This window comes from Candidatus Enterococcus moelleringii (assembly GCF_017377575.1).
Lineage (GTDB): Bacteria > Bacillota > Bacilli > Lactobacillales > Enterococcaceae > Enterococcus_A > Enterococcus_A moelleringii.
The window spans coordinates 131822-150015 of the sequence record NZ_JAFREM010000013.1; the positions used below are offsets into that span (position 1 = coordinate 131822).

Annotated in this window: 22 protein-coding genes; 20 read left to right on the forward strand and 2 right to left on the reverse strand. The window is 42.8% G+C overall.

All coding sequences use genetic code 11. From position 1 onward, the window contains the following. The first annotated feature begins 4 nt into the window (after positions 1–4). The 9 genes from JZO70_RS08685 (at position 5) to JZO70_RS08725 (ending at position 10282) form a co-directional block, all read left to right on the forward strand. Positions 5–1756, forward strand: coding sequence for a sortase family protein (locus JZO70_RS08685; RefSeq protein WP_207673163.1), 1752 nt, complete (start codon positions 5–7; stop codon positions 1754–1756). A gap of 9 nt (positions 1757–1765) precedes the next feature. Beyond that, entirely contained in the window at positions 1766–3886 is a 2121-nt protein-coding gene (locus JZO70_RS08690) for a glucosaminidase domain-containing protein (protein ID WP_207673164.1), read from the forward strand. A 26-nt stretch (positions 3887–3912) separates the two neighbouring features. Continuing rightward, positions 3913–4428, forward strand: a complete 516-nt coding sequence (gene lepB / locus JZO70_RS08695; RefSeq protein WP_207673165.1) for a signal peptidase I — start codon at positions 3913–3915, stop codon at positions 4426–4428. A gap of 14 nt (positions 4429–4442) precedes the next feature. Beyond that, complete coding sequence (locus tag JZO70_RS08700) at positions 4443–5207, forward strand: hypothetical protein (protein ID WP_207673166.1); 765 nt, start codon at positions 4443–4445, stop codon at positions 5205–5207. 1 nt (position 5208) lies between these two features. Continuing rightward, positions 5209–6627, forward strand: coding sequence for a coiled-coil domain-containing protein (locus JZO70_RS08705; protein ID WP_207673167.1), 1419 nt, complete (start codon positions 5209–5211; stop codon positions 6625–6627). Then, complete coding sequence (locus tag JZO70_RS08710; protein ID WP_207673168.1) at positions 6602–7342, forward strand: winged helix-turn-helix domain-containing protein; 741 nt, start codon at positions 6602–6604, stop codon at positions 7340–7342. Before JZO70_RS08705 ends, JZO70_RS08710 begins: the two co-directional genes overlap by 26 nt. 144 nt (positions 7343–7486) lie before the next feature. Then, positions 7487–8338: a prohibitin family protein gene (locus JZO70_RS08715; protein WP_242703864.1), complete on the forward strand. Its 852-nt coding sequence runs from the start codon at positions 7487–7489 to the stop codon at positions 8336–8338. A gap of 498 nt (positions 8339–8836) precedes the next feature. After that, positions 8837–9421, forward strand: a complete 585-nt coding sequence (locus JZO70_RS08720) for a YcxB family protein (RefSeq protein ID WP_207673169.1) — start codon at positions 8837–8839, stop codon at positions 9419–9421. A gap of 462 nt (positions 9422–9883) precedes the next feature. Then, on the forward strand, positions 9884–10282 hold the full coding sequence (locus JZO70_RS08725) for a hypothetical protein (RefSeq protein WP_207673170.1): 399 nt from the start codon (positions 9884–9886) through the stop codon (positions 10280–10282). Positions 10283–10319: 37 nt separating this feature from the next. On the opposite strand, the gene tnpB is transcribed toward JZO70_RS08725, so the two are convergent. Beyond that, positions 10320–10736, reverse strand: coding sequence for an IS66 family insertion sequence element accessory protein TnpB (tnpB, locus tag JZO70_RS08730; protein WP_207673171.1), 417 nt, complete (start codon positions 10734–10736; stop codon positions 10320–10322). A gap of 223 nt (positions 10737–10959) precedes the next feature. On the opposite strand from tnpB, the gene JZO70_RS08735 reads away from it, so the two are divergent. The 7 genes from JZO70_RS08735 to JZO70_RS08760 all read left to right on the forward strand — a co-directional run bounded on the left by JZO70_RS08735 (position 10960) and on the right by JZO70_RS08760 (position 14420). After that, a complete protein-coding gene (locus JZO70_RS08735) occupies positions 10960–11136 on the forward strand; it encodes a hypothetical protein (protein WP_207673172.1) in 177 nt (58 codons plus the stop codon). Positions 11137–11143: 7 nt separating this feature from the next. Beyond that, positions 11144–11557, forward strand: a complete 414-nt coding sequence (locus tag JZO70_RS08740; RefSeq protein ID WP_207673173.1) for a hypothetical protein — start codon at positions 11144–11146, stop codon at positions 11555–11557. A 122-nt stretch (positions 11558–11679) separates the two neighbouring features. Further along, positions 11680–12243 (forward strand): hypothetical protein, encoded by a 564-nt coding sequence (locus JZO70_RS08745; protein WP_207673174.1) that lies wholly within the window; start codon positions 11680–11682, stop codon positions 12241–12243. Positions 12244–12260: 17 nt separating this feature from the next. Next, entirely contained in the window at positions 12261–12395 is a 135-nt protein-coding gene (locus tag JZO70_RS22600; protein WP_278252602.1) for a hypothetical protein, read from the forward strand. A gap of 552 nt (positions 12396–12947) precedes the next feature. Next, on the forward strand, positions 12948–13274 hold the full coding sequence (locus JZO70_RS08750) for a hypothetical protein (RefSeq protein WP_207673175.1): 327 nt from the start codon (positions 12948–12950) through the stop codon (positions 13272–13274). A 658-nt stretch (positions 13275–13932) separates the two neighbouring features. Continuing rightward, on the forward strand, positions 13933–14145 hold the full coding sequence (locus JZO70_RS08755; RefSeq protein WP_207673176.1) for a hypothetical protein: 213 nt from the start codon (positions 13933–13935) through the stop codon (positions 14143–14145). Further along, the gene (locus JZO70_RS08760) at positions 14139–14420 is read left to right on the forward strand and encodes a DUF6609 family protein (protein ID WP_347565116.1); all 282 of its coding nucleotides are present in this window, start codon (positions 14139–14141) and stop codon (positions 14418–14420) included. Before JZO70_RS08755 ends, JZO70_RS08760 begins: the two co-directional genes overlap by 7 nt. A gap of 122 nt (positions 14421–14542) precedes the next feature. Here the strand turns inward: JZO70_RS08760 and JZO70_RS08765 are convergent, their stop codons facing one another. After that, complete coding sequence (locus JZO70_RS08765) at positions 14543–15436, reverse strand: LysR family transcriptional regulator (RefSeq protein ID WP_207673178.1); 894 nt, start codon at positions 15434–15436, stop codon at positions 14543–14545. A gap of 205 nt (positions 15437–15641) precedes the next feature. On the opposite strand from JZO70_RS08765, the gene JZO70_RS08770 reads away from it, so the two are divergent. The 4 genes from JZO70_RS08770 to JZO70_RS08785 all read left to right on the forward strand — a co-directional run bounded on the left by JZO70_RS08770 (position 15642) and on the right by JZO70_RS08785 (position 18191). Beyond that, the gene (locus JZO70_RS08770) at positions 15642–15866 is read left to right on the forward strand and encodes a MerR family transcriptional regulator (protein ID WP_207673179.1); all 225 of its coding nucleotides are present in this window, start codon (positions 15642–15644) and stop codon (positions 15864–15866) included. A 33-nt stretch (positions 15867–15899) separates the two neighbouring features. Then, positions 15900–16646: an SDR family oxidoreductase gene (locus tag JZO70_RS08775; protein ID WP_207673180.1), complete on the forward strand. Its 747-nt coding sequence runs from the start codon at positions 15900–15902 to the stop codon at positions 16644–16646. Positions 16647–16823: 177 nt separating this feature from the next. Continuing rightward, positions 16824–17324 (forward strand): PTS sugar transporter subunit IIA, encoded by a 501-nt coding sequence (locus JZO70_RS08780; RefSeq protein ID WP_207673181.1) that lies wholly within the window; start codon positions 16824–16826, stop codon positions 17322–17324. A gap of 39 nt (positions 17325–17363) precedes the next feature. Then, positions 17364–18191, forward strand: a complete 828-nt coding sequence (locus tag JZO70_RS08785; RefSeq protein ID WP_207673182.1) for a PRD domain-containing protein — start codon at positions 17364–17366, stop codon at positions 18189–18191. Positions 18192–18194: the final 3 nt, after the last annotated feature.

Here is an 18194-nt window from a genome sequence, read left to right on the forward strand (position 1 = left end):
AAGGATGTCAGAAAAATCACCAAAGAAACCGAAATCCTTTTTAATGATCTTCGCCATTGTGATGATTGTTGTTGGCGTGATTATTCTGCTGTACCCGATTGTCGGCAACTATTTAGCCAATCGGGAACGCAGCGAAGCCACTGCTCAATACGACCAAGTCTTAAAACGCATGAGCCAAGAAGAAATCCAGCAACAGTGGCAGCTGGCTAAAGAATACAATCGCTACATTTACCAAAAGCAGCAGGGGGGAAATCCCCAACCGATGGCCTACAAAAATATCGCCAGCATCGGCAACACCATGGGAACCATTGACATCCCGGCGATTGACATTGAACAAATGCCTTTCTATCATGGCACTTCTTATCAGACGCTGGACAAAGGGTTGGGGCACATCGAAGAGACCTCGATTCCGGTGGGTGGCAAGAATACTCGCGGGGTGATCACTGGTCATAGCGGCGTGAAAAATCAGGTGCTTTTTACCGATATTCGCAACCTAGTCGAAGGGGATATTTTCTACATTAATATCTTGGGTAAACGACTGGCTTACGAAATCGAGTCCTTTGAGGAAATTCTGCCTAGTGAAGTGGAGAAGGTCTACATTCAGCCGGGCAAGGACAAGGTGACGCTTTTAACCTGTACGCCGCCAGGGATCAATACCTATCGCCTGCTGGTGACGGGGCATCGGATTCCTTACAAACAAGCCGCCAAAAAAGATGTCAAAAAGCGCAATACCTTCAGCTACCAAAATGTCGTGCTGGCAACGTTGGCCTTCAATGTTCTATTGTTCATTTTGCTGATGACGATTTATCGCTATCAATTGAAAAAACTGCGCTCCAACGAACCGAAGGCAGCGATTAAAGCGGCCAAGCAATTGAAGCGGTTGTTCTGGGTAACGCGGGCGTATTTCTTCTTGCTATTCTTTGCCATGTTGGCGACCATCGGCTTTGCGATTTACGGCTACACCCAGATGCAGGAGGAAACGCAGATGGATGAAGTGGCAGTGGGAGCTGAGGCCGAGCTGGCGGATTACAACCTAGACAAGATTGCCCAGGCCAACTATGGGGAGAAGCAAATTGCCAGCGTCAACATTGCCGATTATGCCAAGGCCAAAAACATGTTAAAGGACACCACCAATCAATGGGGCATCGGCAAGCTGGTGATCCCCAACGTGGATATCAACCTGCCAATTTTGGCCGGGTTAGCCAATCAAAACTTATTGACTGGGGCAGCCACCTATCAAGCTGATCAGCAGTTAGGTAAAAGCAATTATGTGCTGCTGTCCCACAATATTTTTGACCAGGATCTGCTGCTACATAGGATTCAAAATTTGAAAGAAAAAGACATGATTTATGCCACCGACTTCAAGGATATTTTCCATTACGAAGTCACGGTGAACAAAATCATTGAGGACACCGAAGTTTCCTACGTGGAGAAGCCTTCCGCCAACCAGACACCGATCATTACCTTGCTGCGGTGTGAAGGAGACATTGGAACGATTTACCGTCGAGTGGTGCAGGGGAAACTGGTGAAACAGGAATCCCTGACGGACGCCGATGCTGCACAGTTAAAGCAGTTGGGAATTAACAAAGATGGAACCATCAAAAACGGCGAGCTGCTGCAGGCTGATCCGGTTCCGCAAGTCACCAAAACCAGTATGAACATCGCTGCCAAAATTATTTCTGATCCGATGCAGACGGTGGTGCCGCTATTTTTATTGATGATGTTGCCGATTTTATTTTTCAGTTTGATTCGTTAGGAGGAAGTCATGAAGAAACTTATGTTAGCTATTGGACTGCTGGTGGTGGGATTAGTCACAGTGTTTAGTATTTCCAGCGGCCGCAGCCTGCGGGCCAGCGATGAGCCGGTCACCAGCGAAAGCAGCCAAACCAGCATTGAAACCACCGTTCCTTCCGAACCAATCAACGACCTGCCGCCGGAAGTGATCCAAGAAACGGTTCCGGCCGCACCTGTTCAAGAAGAAGCACCGGTGGTAGAAGCGCCCACCGAAGAATCAACTGCTCCGGCTGAAACGATTTTTTCTGACACACAAGTCAGCCAGGAGCCTTCTGTCTCAGAAGAAAGCAGCAGTGAAAGTGTGAGTCAGGAAAGCACCGTGGAAGAAAGCACTACGCAAGAAAGTTCAAGCACCACCGAGACGACCACCTCTTCAACGGAAAGCACCAGCACGACCGAAAGTTCGACAGAAACCAGCGATAATATAATAGAAGAAACACGTAGCGAAGAACCGGAAATTTCAACGCCGAGCAGCAGTCAGGAACCGGAAGTGAAACCTGCGCCAGCACCGGAACAACCGCAGCCAACCGAACCGGCACCTGCGCCAAGTTCGCCGGTCACTGAACCAGCAATTGCCAACTATCCAGCGCAACCTTCAGCGGCTGTAGCGAGTTCAACTTTGCCCACCATTGGAACCACCAATCCATTAGGTGATCGTGAAGTGGAACTGGACGAATCACTGCGGGTCAGTCAACTGGCGGAGTCGGATTTTAACGGCTACGAACTTCCGTTGCTTTCTTCATTCAGTGATACGAAGCAAGGGATTTTAGTTTACGAAGGCTTGCGGCAGCTGGGAGAAAAAGAAGCGGATTACACCGTTCAAACGTTACTGGATAATTTGTTCAGCCAGCTGTTTAATCAAACAACCGAAAATGTCACCTATATAATAGAAGAAAAAAATTTACAGCCGGGAGATATCCTAGTCGTAGATGATCAATCCATCGGTTTGTATCTAGGGGAAGACCATTATTTAACCGTTGAAGAAAAAGGGGAAGACGAAGAAACCACACAAGAAGTGGTGATCGCCTTGCTTTCGGAACGGGAGGAAGAGGAAGCGATCAGTGGACTGCGAGGCACGGACCTGAACAAGACTGCCTACGCTGAAGAAGTCGAACAGGCTTATCCAGCAACATTCGCAATTGAGGCCACGGAACAAACCCAGCAGTTCATCGATCAAATTTCTGACGATGCCCAAAAGCTGGGGCTGAAATACGATGTCTTTGCTTCAGTCATGATCGCACAGGCTATTTTGGAAAGTGGTTCAGGTACTAGCGGCTTATCAGTAGCGCCGAATTATAACCTGTTTGGTGTAAAAGGCAGCTATGGCGGACAATCTGTTAGCCTGCCCACCCAAGAAGATCGCGGCAATGGCGAGCTTTATACGATTTCAGCCGCTTTTCGTCGTTACCCTAGTTACGGCGAGTCATTAGGAGATTATGTCACCTTGATTCGCGAAGGCATTTCCGGCAATCCGGCATATTATCAGGAGGCATGGCGCTCAGAAGCGAAGAATTACTTGCGAGCAGCCGGTTCCTTAACTGGCAAATACGCGACGGACACTTCTTATCATAGAAAAATCAGCTCGATTATCGCGGTCTATCATCTTACTTTGTACGATGAGCCGTTACCTGAAACAGTAACCGGCACCACCAGTGCGATCCTGCAAGGAAAAGAAAGCATCCCGGCAGAGTATCAGCAAAAAATGAAGCTGCCGGATTACGACGGCAAGAACTATAATACCTCCGGCTCCTATCCCGTGGGTCAATGTACCTGGTACGCCTTCAACCGAGTGGCGCAGCTGGGGGGGCATGTGGATGATTACATGGGCAACGGCGGAGAGTGGGGAACCAAAGGTCGGGCGCTGGGCTATGAAGTCATTCGCGATCCGAAAGCTGGGTATCTGGTTTCCTTTAGTCCTGGAACGGCGGGGTCTGATCCCCGCTATGGGCATGTGGCCTTTGTGGAAGCAGTCACCGAGAACGGCATTTTGATTTCCGAGGGCAATGTCGTCGGCGGCACCACGATTTCCTATCGCGTCATCTCCAATGATATCGCGAAATCCAATTTGGTTTCCTATATTAAACCAAAATGAGCAGGGAGCGAACACACCAGCCACCGTTGAAATTGTACGCAAAAGTATTCGGCAAAGCCTTAGTTTTTGTGGCGGCCCTCTTGATTTTATTTGGCTGGGTCCACCGGAGTTACTTGATTCACCCGGTCGCCGGGACCTCCATGCAGGAAGCGCTGCAGGATGGCGATCGGATTTTGTTAAGCAAGCGCTCGCCGATTGTCCGCTATTCGGTGATTGGTTTTTCGATGCCGGAGGAAGACGGCATGTTTGTCAAACGAGTGATTGGCCTGCCGGGAGATTCGGTGTTGGTGCAGGGCAATCGGTTGGTTTTGAGTATCGGCGATGAAGGCTTTACCACGACTTATACCTTTGACTTAGATGCCAAAGCCGCCCGCCAGCTGAAAAAAACCACCACGATTCCCGAGGGACATTATTTTGTGATTGGGGATCATACGGCAGTGTCCAAAGACAGCCGCACCTTTGGCTGGGTCCAGGCCGCTGACATCGAAGGCAAAGTTCAATATCGCCTGTATCCATTTTCGGCATTTGGGCCGATTAATTAGAGAGGAGTACCAGCATGTTCATCTTAAATGCCCTAACTGTGGCATTCGTACTGATTATTTTAGGATTGAGCGGGTACCGTTTCTTAATCTATTACCGCATTCGCCAAGTGGAAGCCGCCCAATTATCCCCTCAGGCTCGTCAGAAATTAAGCCTGATTAAGCAAAAGGAACAAGAAAAGCATGTGCATTTTTTGCTGCTGAACGGTTTGCTGATTGGGTTGACGGTGTTGTGTGTGACCCTGTCGCAATTTCAAACCGAGGGCCGGGTGGAAACCTTGCGGGCGCAAAGTGAAACCTTGAAGGACGAAACGCATTCCTTGAAGCAGGAGCAAAAACAGCTGATTACCAAGATTCCGGTGAAGGAATATCCGGAAGAGGGGATTGGGTTGGCCGACTATCAATGGGCTCAGTTATTTGAAGACAGTGGCGCGGCTTCGTTGCAATCGGAAATCGAAACGGCCTTGAGTCAGCAGATTGTACCTTACTTTGGTATTTCCACATTTGTGTTGTCGATTGATGTGCCGACGAAAACACTGAGTTTGTCTTTAGTGGGAGATGTCAGCAATTCCGCCAGTGAGGAAACGATCCGGCAAAACATGGCGGCTTTTGTCAAAGAGGCCGAAGCAGTGACTCAGCTGACCCAAATTCACTTTCAAATCAACGAAAGCTCCTTGGCAGACAACGCAACAGTTTACAGCTGCACCTATGGTCGGGAAGCCGAGGACGGAGCCTTCGAATTACTAGATGAATCAGAGAAAACCGCAAAGGATGGGGACTAATATGGCGACAAAGCGCAAAAAGAAAAAAGACGGCTGGTTCTTTAGTAAGAGTCTGCTAGACGAAATCAATGAATTATCGGAAGAAGCGGTGGAGGAGCGTGTAAAACCACTGGCCGAAACAGTCACGGAGCAACTGCCGGAAGTGAAAGAAACCAGCCAGCAAAAGGTTTTTCCTTTGAAACCAAAAATGGAAGATGGTTTGCTGCAAGCTTTGGAAGAAGAAAACAAAAAGCTGAAGGAAAACCAAGCAACTCTGGAAAAGACCAAACAAGAGTTGCTGGATAAGCAAGCCGAGATTACCACCTTCACTAAAAAACTGATGGAGCAAAAGGAACAACTGTTAAAAGAACGAACACAGCTGTCGGAAGAATTGGCGAAGCAAAAAGAACAGCCGAACCAGCAATTCGAGGATCAGCAAGCCTTAGAAGAAGCCTTGAGAAAAGCCAAGTTTGAGTTAGAAGCCCAGTCGAAGCAATCCCAAGAAACTTTGGAGCAATTGAACAAGGATGTGCAAAATTTGCGCAACCAGCTGGAGCAGCAAGCACGGGAACGGCAAACCCTGATTGAACAAAATGATATTTTAAGCAGGAAAATCGACCACCAGCAGACCACCCAAGTGGCGGTCCAATTGGAAACCGAGTTGAAAGCAGAAAAAGAAGCCCTCAGCGATGCCTTGTATCGGGCTCATAGCGAAATTATTCATCTGCAAGGCCTGGTGGAAGAGGAGCGAAAGCTTTCCCATCAAGTGCCGCAGTTAAAACAAGAACTTGCCGATCAACAGGCGATTTATGAAAGCTTGAAGAAGCAGCATACCGCTGTTTCCCAGGAAGCGGCGAAATTGCGAGAAGTCGAAGCTGAAAAGGGGCGTTTAATCCAGCAGCTAAAAAGTGCTGACGAACAAGCGGTGATTTTTTCTAAACAATTGACGGAAAAAGACCAACTGATCCGCTCGCAACGGGAACAGCTGCTGCAAAAAGAAGACGATCTGCAAAGCAAACAGCGGGAGTTTTCCCAATTGGAGCAGCAGGTTACCGATGCCCAGACTGCTTATCATGCCGAGAAGGATCATGCCCAATTAATGGAAGAGCAATTCTATGCCTTGCAGGAAAAGATGGCGGCCAAGCAAGAAGAGGTCAGCAAAATTCTTTTATCTGCTAAAAAGCAGGGGGATGAAACCATACAGGAAGCCCAACAACGAGCAAACCAGCTGATCAGCGACGCAAAAGAGCGGGCAACAGCAGTGGAAACGCAGGCACAACGATTGGCAAACGAATTAACAACCTCGAAGCAAGACGTTCTGAATTTGTATCAACAGCTGCAAAGCAAGGTCGATCAATTTGCTCGGGATATTTTAAGCGAAGAAACGCAAACTACAACGAAAGAAGGAGAGGACCATGAGTCAAGTCTTGCTGCTAACTAAAAACATTTTATCCAATCAAGCGCTGCAAGAACGGCTGCAGCAGCTTAATTACGAAGTCTGGTGTTCCGCCCAATTAGTGGAGCAGGTTCAGCGTTTCGGCACGCCGCCATCAGTTATTCAGCAATTTCAAGGGGTGATTTTCAGCAAAACCATTTGTGATTATGAAGCAGAAGCGCTGCTGGGCTTTTTTGCCCGCTACCCGATTGCTATTTTGCGGGAAACCGAAAAGATGCCGGCTGCTGAAGAGCAAACATCATGGCTGGAACAAGGCCTGCACGGTTGGGTCTTGGAAGAAGAAAGTTTGATCAGCCTGCGGGAAAAACTGGCGCAAACCCAAACCGCGGTGATGCAAAAGATGGATGCCACCAATAACCGCGTGGTTCCTTTCCCTAATGGCGATGCAAAACGGGAGCTGGAAGCTTTGCAGGTACATTTGACCGGTAAAGAACGGAAACTGATGGACCTGTTGATTAAAGCCCAAGGTGAGCTGATGACCCGTAAAGAAATTTGCGAAGCCATCTGGACCGAAGGGGAAACCCCGTCAAACATGAGCCAACTTTCCTGCATGGTAAACCGCATCAAACGGAAATTTGAAGAACAAGGGGTGGAAGGAAAAGTCATCGTGACCCACTGGGGCAAAGGCTATCAGTTGAGCGAAGCCTTCTACCAGCAGTGTGTCGGCTACGACAAAAGAACCATTAACAAGTACTTTTAAAAAGCATATTCTCCTCTTCTGAATTCTATGGTATTATTAATTAGAGTCATTATAAATTCCAGGTAAAATGAAATTTATAAGGGCTCTATTAGTATATATAGCGATAAAATTAAAAATGTCAAAGGGGATTATTAATTGAAACGAATGAAAGAAAAAAACAAAGAAAATAGTAAAATAAATGGCGTGAAAAATTCAAAAGGGTTCAAACGATTCACAATTTTCTTAGTTGTTTTGCTGGTAGGGATTGTTGCCGTTTTCAAGTTTTTCGAAAAAATCGACAATGGCTATGTCGGCGTGCGCTATTCCATGAACGGCGGGATCAAGGACGAAGCCCTGACTCAAGGGGTCAAGTTTGTCGGAATCGACAAGGTGATTCAGTACCCAATTCGCCTGCAAACCATTCAGGCCGATAAGGTTTCCGTTTCCACCAGTGACGGTAAGAAGACTACTATCAATATTAAATACGATTACAAGGTCGATTCCACCAAAGCGGCAAAAATGTACAAGGAATTCGGGAATATTACTAGCGAAGACATCGAAAACGGCTGGTTAAAATCCAAGCTGCAAAAGGTTTCTCGCGAAGTCTATGCTAAATACAGCTTGCTGGACATTCTTTCTGGCGAATCCTCCAAGGTAGAGGCTGAGGTGCTGACAAATTTCGCCGAATCAGTTCAAGGAAAAGGTTTTGAAGTGGAAGACGTGACGCTAGGTGTGCCGGATGTCGATGCGGAAACGCAAAAATCGATTGATGCCATCATTCGTGCCGGACAAGAAAACGAAAAGGCCAAGCTGGATGCCGAAACCGCGAAAACGCAAGCGGACAGTGAAGCTTACAAAATCACCAAGGCTGCTGAAGCTGAAGCCGTGGCGAACCAAAAGATTTCCGAATCGGTCACCGATGAACTGATCCGCTACGAAGAAGCTCAAGCACGTAAAGAACATGGTTGGGTAACGGTGAACGGCGGCGGTACGGTTGTTACGCAGCAAGGGGAATAATCATGGGCTTTTTTATTAGTAAAATCCTGCTTATTTTCATCCTAGTGGGCCTAATAGCTTACGCTGTTTACTACTGTTTCTTTAAGGAAGAGAGTACGGAGGATGAAGATACTAACAAAGAGGAGACAGACGATTCGGAGGACTGGAAAGACTTCTGATCGGCTGGCATAAGAAATTATGCAGAAAGGGTGGAATCGATGTTTGTTATTTGGGGTAGCAAAGGATTCGTAGAAGATTTAGGGAAGACGCATTTGGAGTGTGAGTGTCCCAATTGTCACAATTGGGTGACCATGCAAGGAATAAAAATGGGCCGCAAGTTTACGCTGTTTTTCATTCCGCTGTTCACCACATCATCGGAGCATTTCATCGCTTGTCCCATTTGTATGTGGCGAGAAGAGGTCAGCATTCCGAAGATGGAGAGTTATTTGGTTAGAGGTGCTGGGAAGGTTATTGAGGAGTAGGGAGCTTGGCGACACGAAAGTCAGCAGGTGAGGAAAAATGATTGAGGTATCAAATAAGTTAAGTGAAGCTGATTGGCTAGATTTTAACGAAGTCTATGTTAGGCATCTTTCGAAAAAACGAGTCAGCCGGGCGATGAGTGTACTTCCTATCTATCTCCTGCTGCTGCTCTATTTTGTTTATCGTTTGATCAGCGAACTGAACCTTTACATGAATACACTGTATTTTCCTTTGAACCAGGCGCTACGTTTAGCAGCCGGCAGAATTTTTGTTGTGATTGTGATTGGCCTGATTTGCGCTTATGCTCTGTTTCATGTGTACGCATATTATTCATCAAACTATCTCAGAAAAAAGCTGCGCAAACAAATGGATCCGGCAACCTTTGAAGAAAGCCGCATTTGCCTAACCGATGAATCGATCGGGACCTATTCCAGCAGTACCGACTTGCGTTTGTCCTGGGAAAAGGTAACGAAGCTAGTTTATACTGATAAGCTGATTGTGTTATATGGGCCGGGAATGGTGTGTATCATTATCGCGAAAGAGTGTCTGACTGAGGAAGAATTGACGTCGGTGGAAGCGAAAATTGATAGTCGTTGTTCAGGGGAAGTAGTCAAGCTAGGATGATAACAAAGACGGGAGCTAATAGCTTTGAAAAGTCGTATCTGAGGATTATTCGGATACGGCTTTTTCTCAAAATAGCTAAAGTAAAAGGAGAAAATATGGAGAGAAAAAAACTTTCCGGTGCCGTGATTGTATGCATCGTCATCGGGACAATCTTTACTGCTTTGGGTGATGGTTGAAATACCTACTTTGATTAGCAGTAAACGGAACTTAGACGTAGATTTCATTCCCAGCAATAAGATTTTTATACCAAAATATAAAAAATTCAAGAAATTATTTAAACACGAAGAACATAATAGGATTCTCAATCAATCTGCTTATCAGCATTTTACTGATTATCGACGGTCTTCGAACCTTGTTTTAAGCTGTTCCAGTCATTTATACCTGTAATATCAATCATTTTCAGAATAGATCAGACTGATATAATTCAATGTGTCTTAATTCATTATTGGAGGAGGTAATCTCTTGGTAACAATTTATGATATCTTTCCAATTAATAGTTTGTTTATTTATTTGATAGTTCAAATCATTGCCACTGCTTTTTATTGGAAAGCGCCAAAGAAGAGTTGGCTGGCTATTTCTATATATGTCATCATTATATTCGTTCCATTTTATACTTTTTTCGGGTCGGTTATAGATCAAAACCTTAGAACTCTAGGTTTTTCACCCAAACTGAATTCAAGAGCTAGTGCGGGATATCTTACTACTTTAGTGATGACTTTATCTGTTATGCTTCAAAATGTATTATATTATTATGGTCCAGAGCGTAACATTAGTGGTGCAAAAATTGTTGCATTATCGATTTTGAATATTTTAGTTTTGGTTACAATTATCTGTTATTCTATTTTTAATGCTGTTTATTAAATGTTTTCGATGTTAATAATAGGTGCTAGGGGTGCTGCTAGGAATGATTTTCATTTTCTAGAATAGCAAAGCCAGAAAGTAGGCGCTTGATCTGGTGAACATCAATTTGCTTTACTTCTGAGCTGTCTCTTGACCACTTAAGCTGTTCGTTTTCGAAGTGTTTGTACAGAAGTAAAAAGCCATCTTTTTCCCAGTAAAGAGCTTTGAACTGATCCGGTCGTGTTCCGAAAAAGAGAAAGAGTGCTTGATCGAATACGTCTAATTGATAAGTTTCAGTAATGGATGCAGCTATTTCATCGATACCTTTTCGCAAAACATTTTTTCCACAAACAAAAGAAGATATTAGGTGTTTTTGCGAAATCGTGAGGCATGAAAACTCAACTCCTTCAAAATTATAGTTGACACATATTATCGACCCGTTATAGATGTAGACTTCCGCCTGACCTATCTTCATTCGAGCAGTGACTTTTTGGTTTGACTGGCGTCACAGGTTTTAAAGTGGACTTTTGTTCGACAAGTTGAATGGGTACAATCTCCTCTTTCTCCATAAACTAAACCTACAATACTTAATCTTGGTAGATCTAGTTTAGCAAGTTCGCCCTGAATTATCTAGTCGTCTTACTATCTGATGCTTGCCGCCTTTTTCGTGAAAAATCTACTGTTTAGGAGATTCTGTGATGAGAAAAAAACTTTCTAGTGACGTGATTGTATGCATCGTCATAGGAACAATTTTTACTGCTTTGGGTATTTATTGGGATCATGAACCGCGGATGTATGCTTTTGCTGCAGTATGCTTTTATGTGGGCTTTCAATATTACAATGGCAAAGGAAATAAAAAACGTGATGGGAGGTAGCCAGGTGGTGGAATTTGCAGATATATTTCCGATGGACAATTTGTATATTTACATTCCCACAGCAATTATTTTTGTACTGTTGTATTGGAAAGCTCCTAAGGAAACATTATGGCCGGGAGCTCTTCTGTTGCTATTCCTATTGGGTACTTTCCATTTGTTTTTTGGACGGGAGATAAATCAAAATCTAGCTAGGTTTGGTTATGAGTATGAAGGTGGGCCCAATACTCAATCTCAAGGATTTATTGTTATGGGTATGATGTGTGTGCCTATCTTATTTCTGGTTTTAATCATGTTTCATAGCTCGAAATCCAAATTAAGTTTACCAGCAAAAACATTTTTTGCCATCATAGGTTTTCCCGTAGCTGCGGCACTTGTTTATTTTGGGATTGTTATGACATTAGCGCTTCAAGGCACCAGGTGAAGGTTATGATGGCAGAACGGTGGGGAATTATTTCTGAGACAGAATCAGAAAATATTTGGAGTATGGGTATAAGTAATTTTGGTTTTCGACCAGACTTTAAAACAACTAAAATGGAGGAAAAAATGAAAAAGTGGATTGTTTTAGCAATAATGCTAGGAATTTTATCAGGGTGCGGCTTTAGCAGCGGGAATGAAAATGCTGGGTCGGAAAAGGCGGCCGAGTCAACTTCGGAAAAGAAGTATGAGCTGAAAGCCGCTGATTTTGAAATTGATGGAACGAATTATCGCATCAGTCTGTTGGACAGCTGGACGGCTTCGACGGGGGAGACTTCGTTTCGCGCTTATGATGATCAGGATAACAATAAACTAAGTATTTACGGCATGAAAAAAGAGGATGATTTTGAATTCGATACCTTCAAATTTATTCTAAAGGAGCAAGTTTCCCTCGACATCGATTTTCAATTAGCTGAGGACAGTATCGAAGAAACAGCGTATCAAACTGCCCACTATTCCGGGGAGCTTTACAGCTTTTCAGGAACATCCGAGGGAGAGCCGCTGGAAGTTCGCCGCTATTTCTTAGAAACCGACACCGATTATGTTGCGATTATGCTCATGGAATCGCCTGCGGTTTTTGATAAGAATGCGGCGCTTTATACGGAGATAATCGAGTCCTTTGTAGCTGAGTGAGGTGTGAGGAGGATAAGATGTCATTTGACTTAAATATCTTGTATGTAAATCAAAAGAGGAAAAAAGTTCCTAAGGACAGACGCATTTACGTAAAAGCACGTAACAAAAATAAAGATGTTTTTCCTAAATACTATGATGATACTTCCATCTAATGAATTCAATTAGTAGCATCTGGTACTACCTGGGTTTTCTAGGAAGTTCATTCTAATAAGGGATTATCATATGAAAAAAACTAACTTTGTAGTTGTATTTTGGTTGCTTTTGACACTCATTTCATTTGTTGTATTTCTATCTAATTTCCACTCATTCTGGGATTCAATCGCTACTTTGTTATTTCCTAATCCTGACAGAGACTTTCTAAGTAAAAATGATATTTATCGTGAACTGGTCACTGTAATACCTATGATGATAGCAATAGCCGCATTTTTTTATATTGGATTGAAGCAAGGTTTAAAAATTTACAATCAAAATTAGTATTCACCAAGCATCTGGTCTTTTTGTATGCGATGATAAATCAATAAAGTAATACTAATTTTAGTTAGCCCTCAGACACTTCGTCAATAATTTTGCAGAAGTGCTTAATATATCCATAATTCCATACTATGCTGAGTTAACTGACTTATTTCAATCACTTACTATTGCATTCCCTTGTTAATTTTTTTGGCAATGATATAATTAACAGAAAGAGATTGAGGTGATTTAGAATGAGTCAAGTACAGTTTCTACTTTTTGCTTTTTGTGCTCTCGGTTTTTTTGGTAGTCTTTCAATACTTACCCCTAATGTTCCTTGGCGTGATTTTACTTTTCTATTTCGCAAAGAAAAGAAAGAAGAGTACCTCAAATTTTCCAATAGCTTTCTTGGAAAAACTTGGCTAGCTGTTGGCTGCTGCTCATTAATAATTCTTTTAGTTACTTTTGTTACAAGAATCAATATCCGTCCTCAATTAATTATATTTTGTTTTGTAGTCTTTTTATTAGTGATGAGAATTCTACTAGAAATAAGTTGGCAGAAAAATAAAAATAGCTTCTAAGAGATAGTGCGATTTTAGTGCTATCTTTTTTTATCTTCTTACTACTCCGTAATCCTCGTGGTTAGTCGATTTTCTTTACAAATTACGCGGGGTGTTTAGATCATAATGCTCAGCTAGTTTTCAATAATATTTTTTGATACTATATATTTATGGAGTTTTTAATGCTCTGAGGAGGATGACTCGTTCCACCAATCAATAGGTTGGTGGGATTTTTATTGAACGTTCCTTATTTCCCATGACTAACTGACAGGATAACACCATTTTGATATAATGCAGCTATTAATTTACGAGGTGATTTTAGTGGAACTACTTATTCTAGGTCTCTTATTGATGCTTTGGGTGATAGTCAAAATACCTACTTTGATTAGTAACAAAAGAGATTTCGGAAGATACTTCCTGCCGAACAATCGCGTTTTTATTCCAAAATACAAAAATTCCGGAAATGGTTTAAACACGAACAACAGAATAGGATTCTCAATCAATTTGCTTCTCAGCATTTTACTAATTATCTACGGGCTTTTGACTTTGTATCGTTAGCTTTGCCATCATTTATATCTGTGATATCCATCGTTAGTCGACCCCACGTTTATTTTGCCTGATCAGGCAAATCTTCTTTGTGATATACTAAATTAACTATTCTGTTCAAAGGGAGTTGCTTATGCAAATTGTTGGTTTATTCTTGATAGTGATTGGGTTGGCAATGGCAGTTTTCGATATCATTTATTACAAAACGAAAAACTTAAATGTTTCTTGGATTGGATTCGGTATTTTATACGCAGTAGGCATCTTTGGTGTATTAAGCAATGATTCTTTGAAAGAAATCTTGCATGTTTCTACTGAAAAGAATTTTTCAATGTTTGGTCATTGGTAATTTTAGCAATAGGAATCATTTCTTCTTATTTCTACTTTCAAATTTTATCCAACAAAGGGGATAAAAAATTGATCACTGGAATACTAAGCGCAGTTGCTATTCATTTCATCCCGTTCTTTTCAATGTATGCGTACATCTTGTCGGCTTTACTATTAGTGAACTGCTTTATTTCATTTCAAAAGGAACAAATTTCCATCTACTCTACAGTTGCTATAGATGCTGGGATTAAGATGATCGTTGGATTGCTATTATTCATCTCACCACTGCTTAAATAAACGTCTAAACTCAGCAAACTTGTTGAGTTTTTTTGTACACCAAATTATTACGCTGAAGGATCTTTTCTGTGGCTTTTCCACTGCAAAAAAAGAACACCCCGCAGGATGTTCTTCACTATAGCTTATGCTTCAAATTTTGCTCTAATGGTATTCAAAAAGAGCTCCGCTGCCGGGGAAAAGACTTGATACTTTTTCCAAACTATATGCAGGCCTGATTCCAGCTTTGGTTCTAATGGACGGAAGGTTAAATTATTTTCCGGCATCGTATTAATCATATTGTCGAAGGAGATAACATAGCCAAAGCCTTCCCGGGCCATAATGATCGGATTGAAGCTTAAAGAAAAGGTCGCAACAATATTCAATTCTTCAAAATACTTTCCAAACCATTCCGCAAATTCATTTTTTTGCAGCGATTGCTCACTGGCTTGGCGGGACATAATGATGGGAACATCCAACAAATCCGCCGCTTGAATCGACTCTTTGGCTGCTAAAGGACTGTCTTTTCTCATAATAACGCCCCAAGTATCCTTATTTGGTAAAGTAAGATAGTCGTATTTTGATAAATCTACCGGATCAACCACAATACCAAAATCATCCAACCCACGATCCAGCCGTTCCATCACATCGTGGGAATTGCCGCTAAATAAGTGATAACACATGTTAGGATAATCTGTTTGCAAGTCACTGGCTGCTTGCGAGAAAATTTTGAAAGCATCGGTTTCCGCTCCCCCAATATAGACATCCCCACCAGTAATATCATCCATAGTTAAAAACTCGGTCTTGGTTTTTTCCACCATTTCTAAAATATCTTCCGCTCTTTTCCGCAGCAGCATCCCCTCATCTGTCAACTTCACTTTATAATTCGTGCGAATAAACAGCTGTTTGCCTAGTTCTTCTTCCAATTCTTTGATTTGTTTGGATAGTGTGGGCTGAGTGACGTGGAGGAACTTAGCGGCTCCTGTCATGCTTTCTTCCCTGGCAATGGTTAAAAAATACTTCAATACTCTAATATCCATGCTTCCACCTGCTTTCAAACCAAGCATACCATAATCGGGTATTCCTGAAAAGAATACCTGGGTATAAGATATAAATATTGGATGTTTTGTGTAAAATCGCTTACTCTATACATGTAGACAAGAAACAGCGATCAGTTGGAGGTTACGTAAAAGCAAATTTCCATCTCCTAACAATCGCAAAAACTTCTTAAAAGGTGGTGAAGCTGTGGCAGATGCAACAGATCCAATAGGAAAAATTATTCAGACCTTAGAGGATTCAGGCTGCAGTCCTGAATTTATTGCTGAGTTTTTGAAGGATTTTCATCAAGAGAAAACTGCGAATCAGCGTAAACTGCTTTTAAAGCACAAAGAAGTTTTGAAGAAAGAAGTGCACGGGCAACAAAAGCGAATTGATTGTTTAGACTATTTAATTTACAAACTCAAGCTGTAAAATCAGCTGCATTTACTAATAGGAGGAAAATACATGTCAATTAAAGACAAAGTAGTCATTATCACCGGGGCTTCATCAGGAATCGGGGAAGCCACCGCAAAACTGTTAGCTTCAAAAGGTGCCAAGCTGGTATTAGGTGCTCGCCGCGAAGACAAGCTGCAACAAATTGTTTCAGATATTGAAAAAGACGGCGGTGAAGCTGTTTATCAGGTAACGGATGTCGTTAAGCCAGCAGATAATGCTTCTTTAGTAAAATTAGCTCAAGAGAAATTCGGCAAAGTCGATGTCATGTTCCTAAATGCCGGAATCATGCCTAATTCACCAATGTCGAAATTAAAAGTTGACGAATGGGATGCCATGGTAGACATCAATATCAAAGGTGTGTTAAATGGGATTGCTGCGGTTTTACCAATCTTCACTGAACAAAAATCAGGACAAATTATTACCACTTCTTCGGTAGCAGGATTGAAAAATTACCCTGGCGGTGCCGTTTACGGAGCCACCAAATGGGCGGTCCGCAATTTGATGGAAGTCTTGCGGATGGAATCAGCCCAAGAAGGAACCAATATTCGGACATCAACCATCTATCCGGCAGCCATCAACACTGAACTGTTAAATGCTATCACCGATGAAGCTACGCTGACCGGAGCAACAGCGCTCTATGAACAATACGGAATCACACCGGATCGGGTGGCGAACGTGGTAGAATTTGCTATCAATCAACCAGAGGACACCAATGTGAACGAATTTACCATTGGACCAACGAGCCAGTCTTGGTAAAAATTAGCCAGATTAATTGATGGCAACCGCAAAATTGAATGTATCATAAACTGTAATCAATGAGAGTTACTCTTCGGAGGCTTTACCGCTGATACATCAAAGCAATCAGTTGCTTTTGTTGTGGGGAAGTCTGCGAAGAGTTTTTTTATCAAATTTAAAAGAATAGGATGGATGAGCATGTTTAACTTTTTAAAGAAGAAGGAAACAGTTGAAAAGACGGGCCCGGCAGCATTATACGCACCAATTACCGGAAAAATGATTCCTCTGGAAAATGTCCAGGATGAAGTATTTGCCTCGAAAATGATGGGAGAGGGCGTGGCCTTTGAACTAAGTGAGGATACAATTTATGCCCCGATTGATGGTGAAATTACCATGTTTCCTGATTCCTTGCACGCATTCGGCATGAAGACGGCGGATGGCGCAGAAGTCTTGATACATGTTGGCTTGGATACAGTCAATCTAGGTGGCGAAGGATTTACGAAATTAGCTGACCAAGGGGACACGGTAACAAAAGGAACCCCTATTTTGCAAGTAGCTCGTGAGGAATTACTGGGCAAAAACATCATTTTGACCACGCCGATGATTGTCACTAATAGCAGTGAATTTGACGTAACGGTATTAGCAGCCGAAGAGGTAACTGCTGGCGAAACGAAGGTACTGGAGCTTGTTAAAAAATAATCCCGCGACTGTTACAAATTGGAAAGGCAGGGGAAAAATGTGCAGGTAGTAAAGCAGATTAATAATAATGCCGCCTTGGCAATTGACAGTCACGGAAATGAAATCGTTATCCTGGGAACGGGCGTCGGCTTTCATAAAATGCCTTATGAATTGACGGACCTTTCTAAAATTGAACGTACCTTTTATGACGTAGATAATCAGTATGTGGACATGATTACCGCAGTGTCTCAGCCAATTATTTTAGCCAGTGCCGACATCATCGAACAAGCTGAGATCAATCTGGATTGCGAGTTTAATCCCAATTTGACCTTTACCTTAGCCGATCATATCAGCTTTGCTATTGAGCGGATGCGCAAGGGGATCGATATTACGGTTCCCTTGGCTTACGACGTTCGCCATTTGTACCCGGAAGAATACGAGTTGGGAATTTTAGCATTAGATATTATTCAAGATTATACAACCCTTCGTTTGCCGGACAGTGAGAAGGTAAACATTGCGCTGCATTTAATCACTGGACAACTGGAGACCGGGGATATGCATTCGGCGATGCTGACGATGAAAATTATTGCCGAGATTAAAGAATTGATCGAAGAAGAATTAACGATTCAAATCGACGAAGATTCTGCTCAATATTCTCGACTGGTGACCCATTTACGCTATTTGATTCACCGCTTGCAAAACGGCAAGCCGGCGGATGAGGCCAATTCCATCATGCTTCAGTCGATGAAGGCAGAATATCCGGAAGTTTATATCTGCGCCCGCAAAGTCGCCGATTATTTTAACGAAACCCAAAAGTGGGACTGCGGCGAAGAAGAGCTGCTTTACTTGATGCTCCACATCAACCGCATGAAACAAAAAAGTGAATAAACA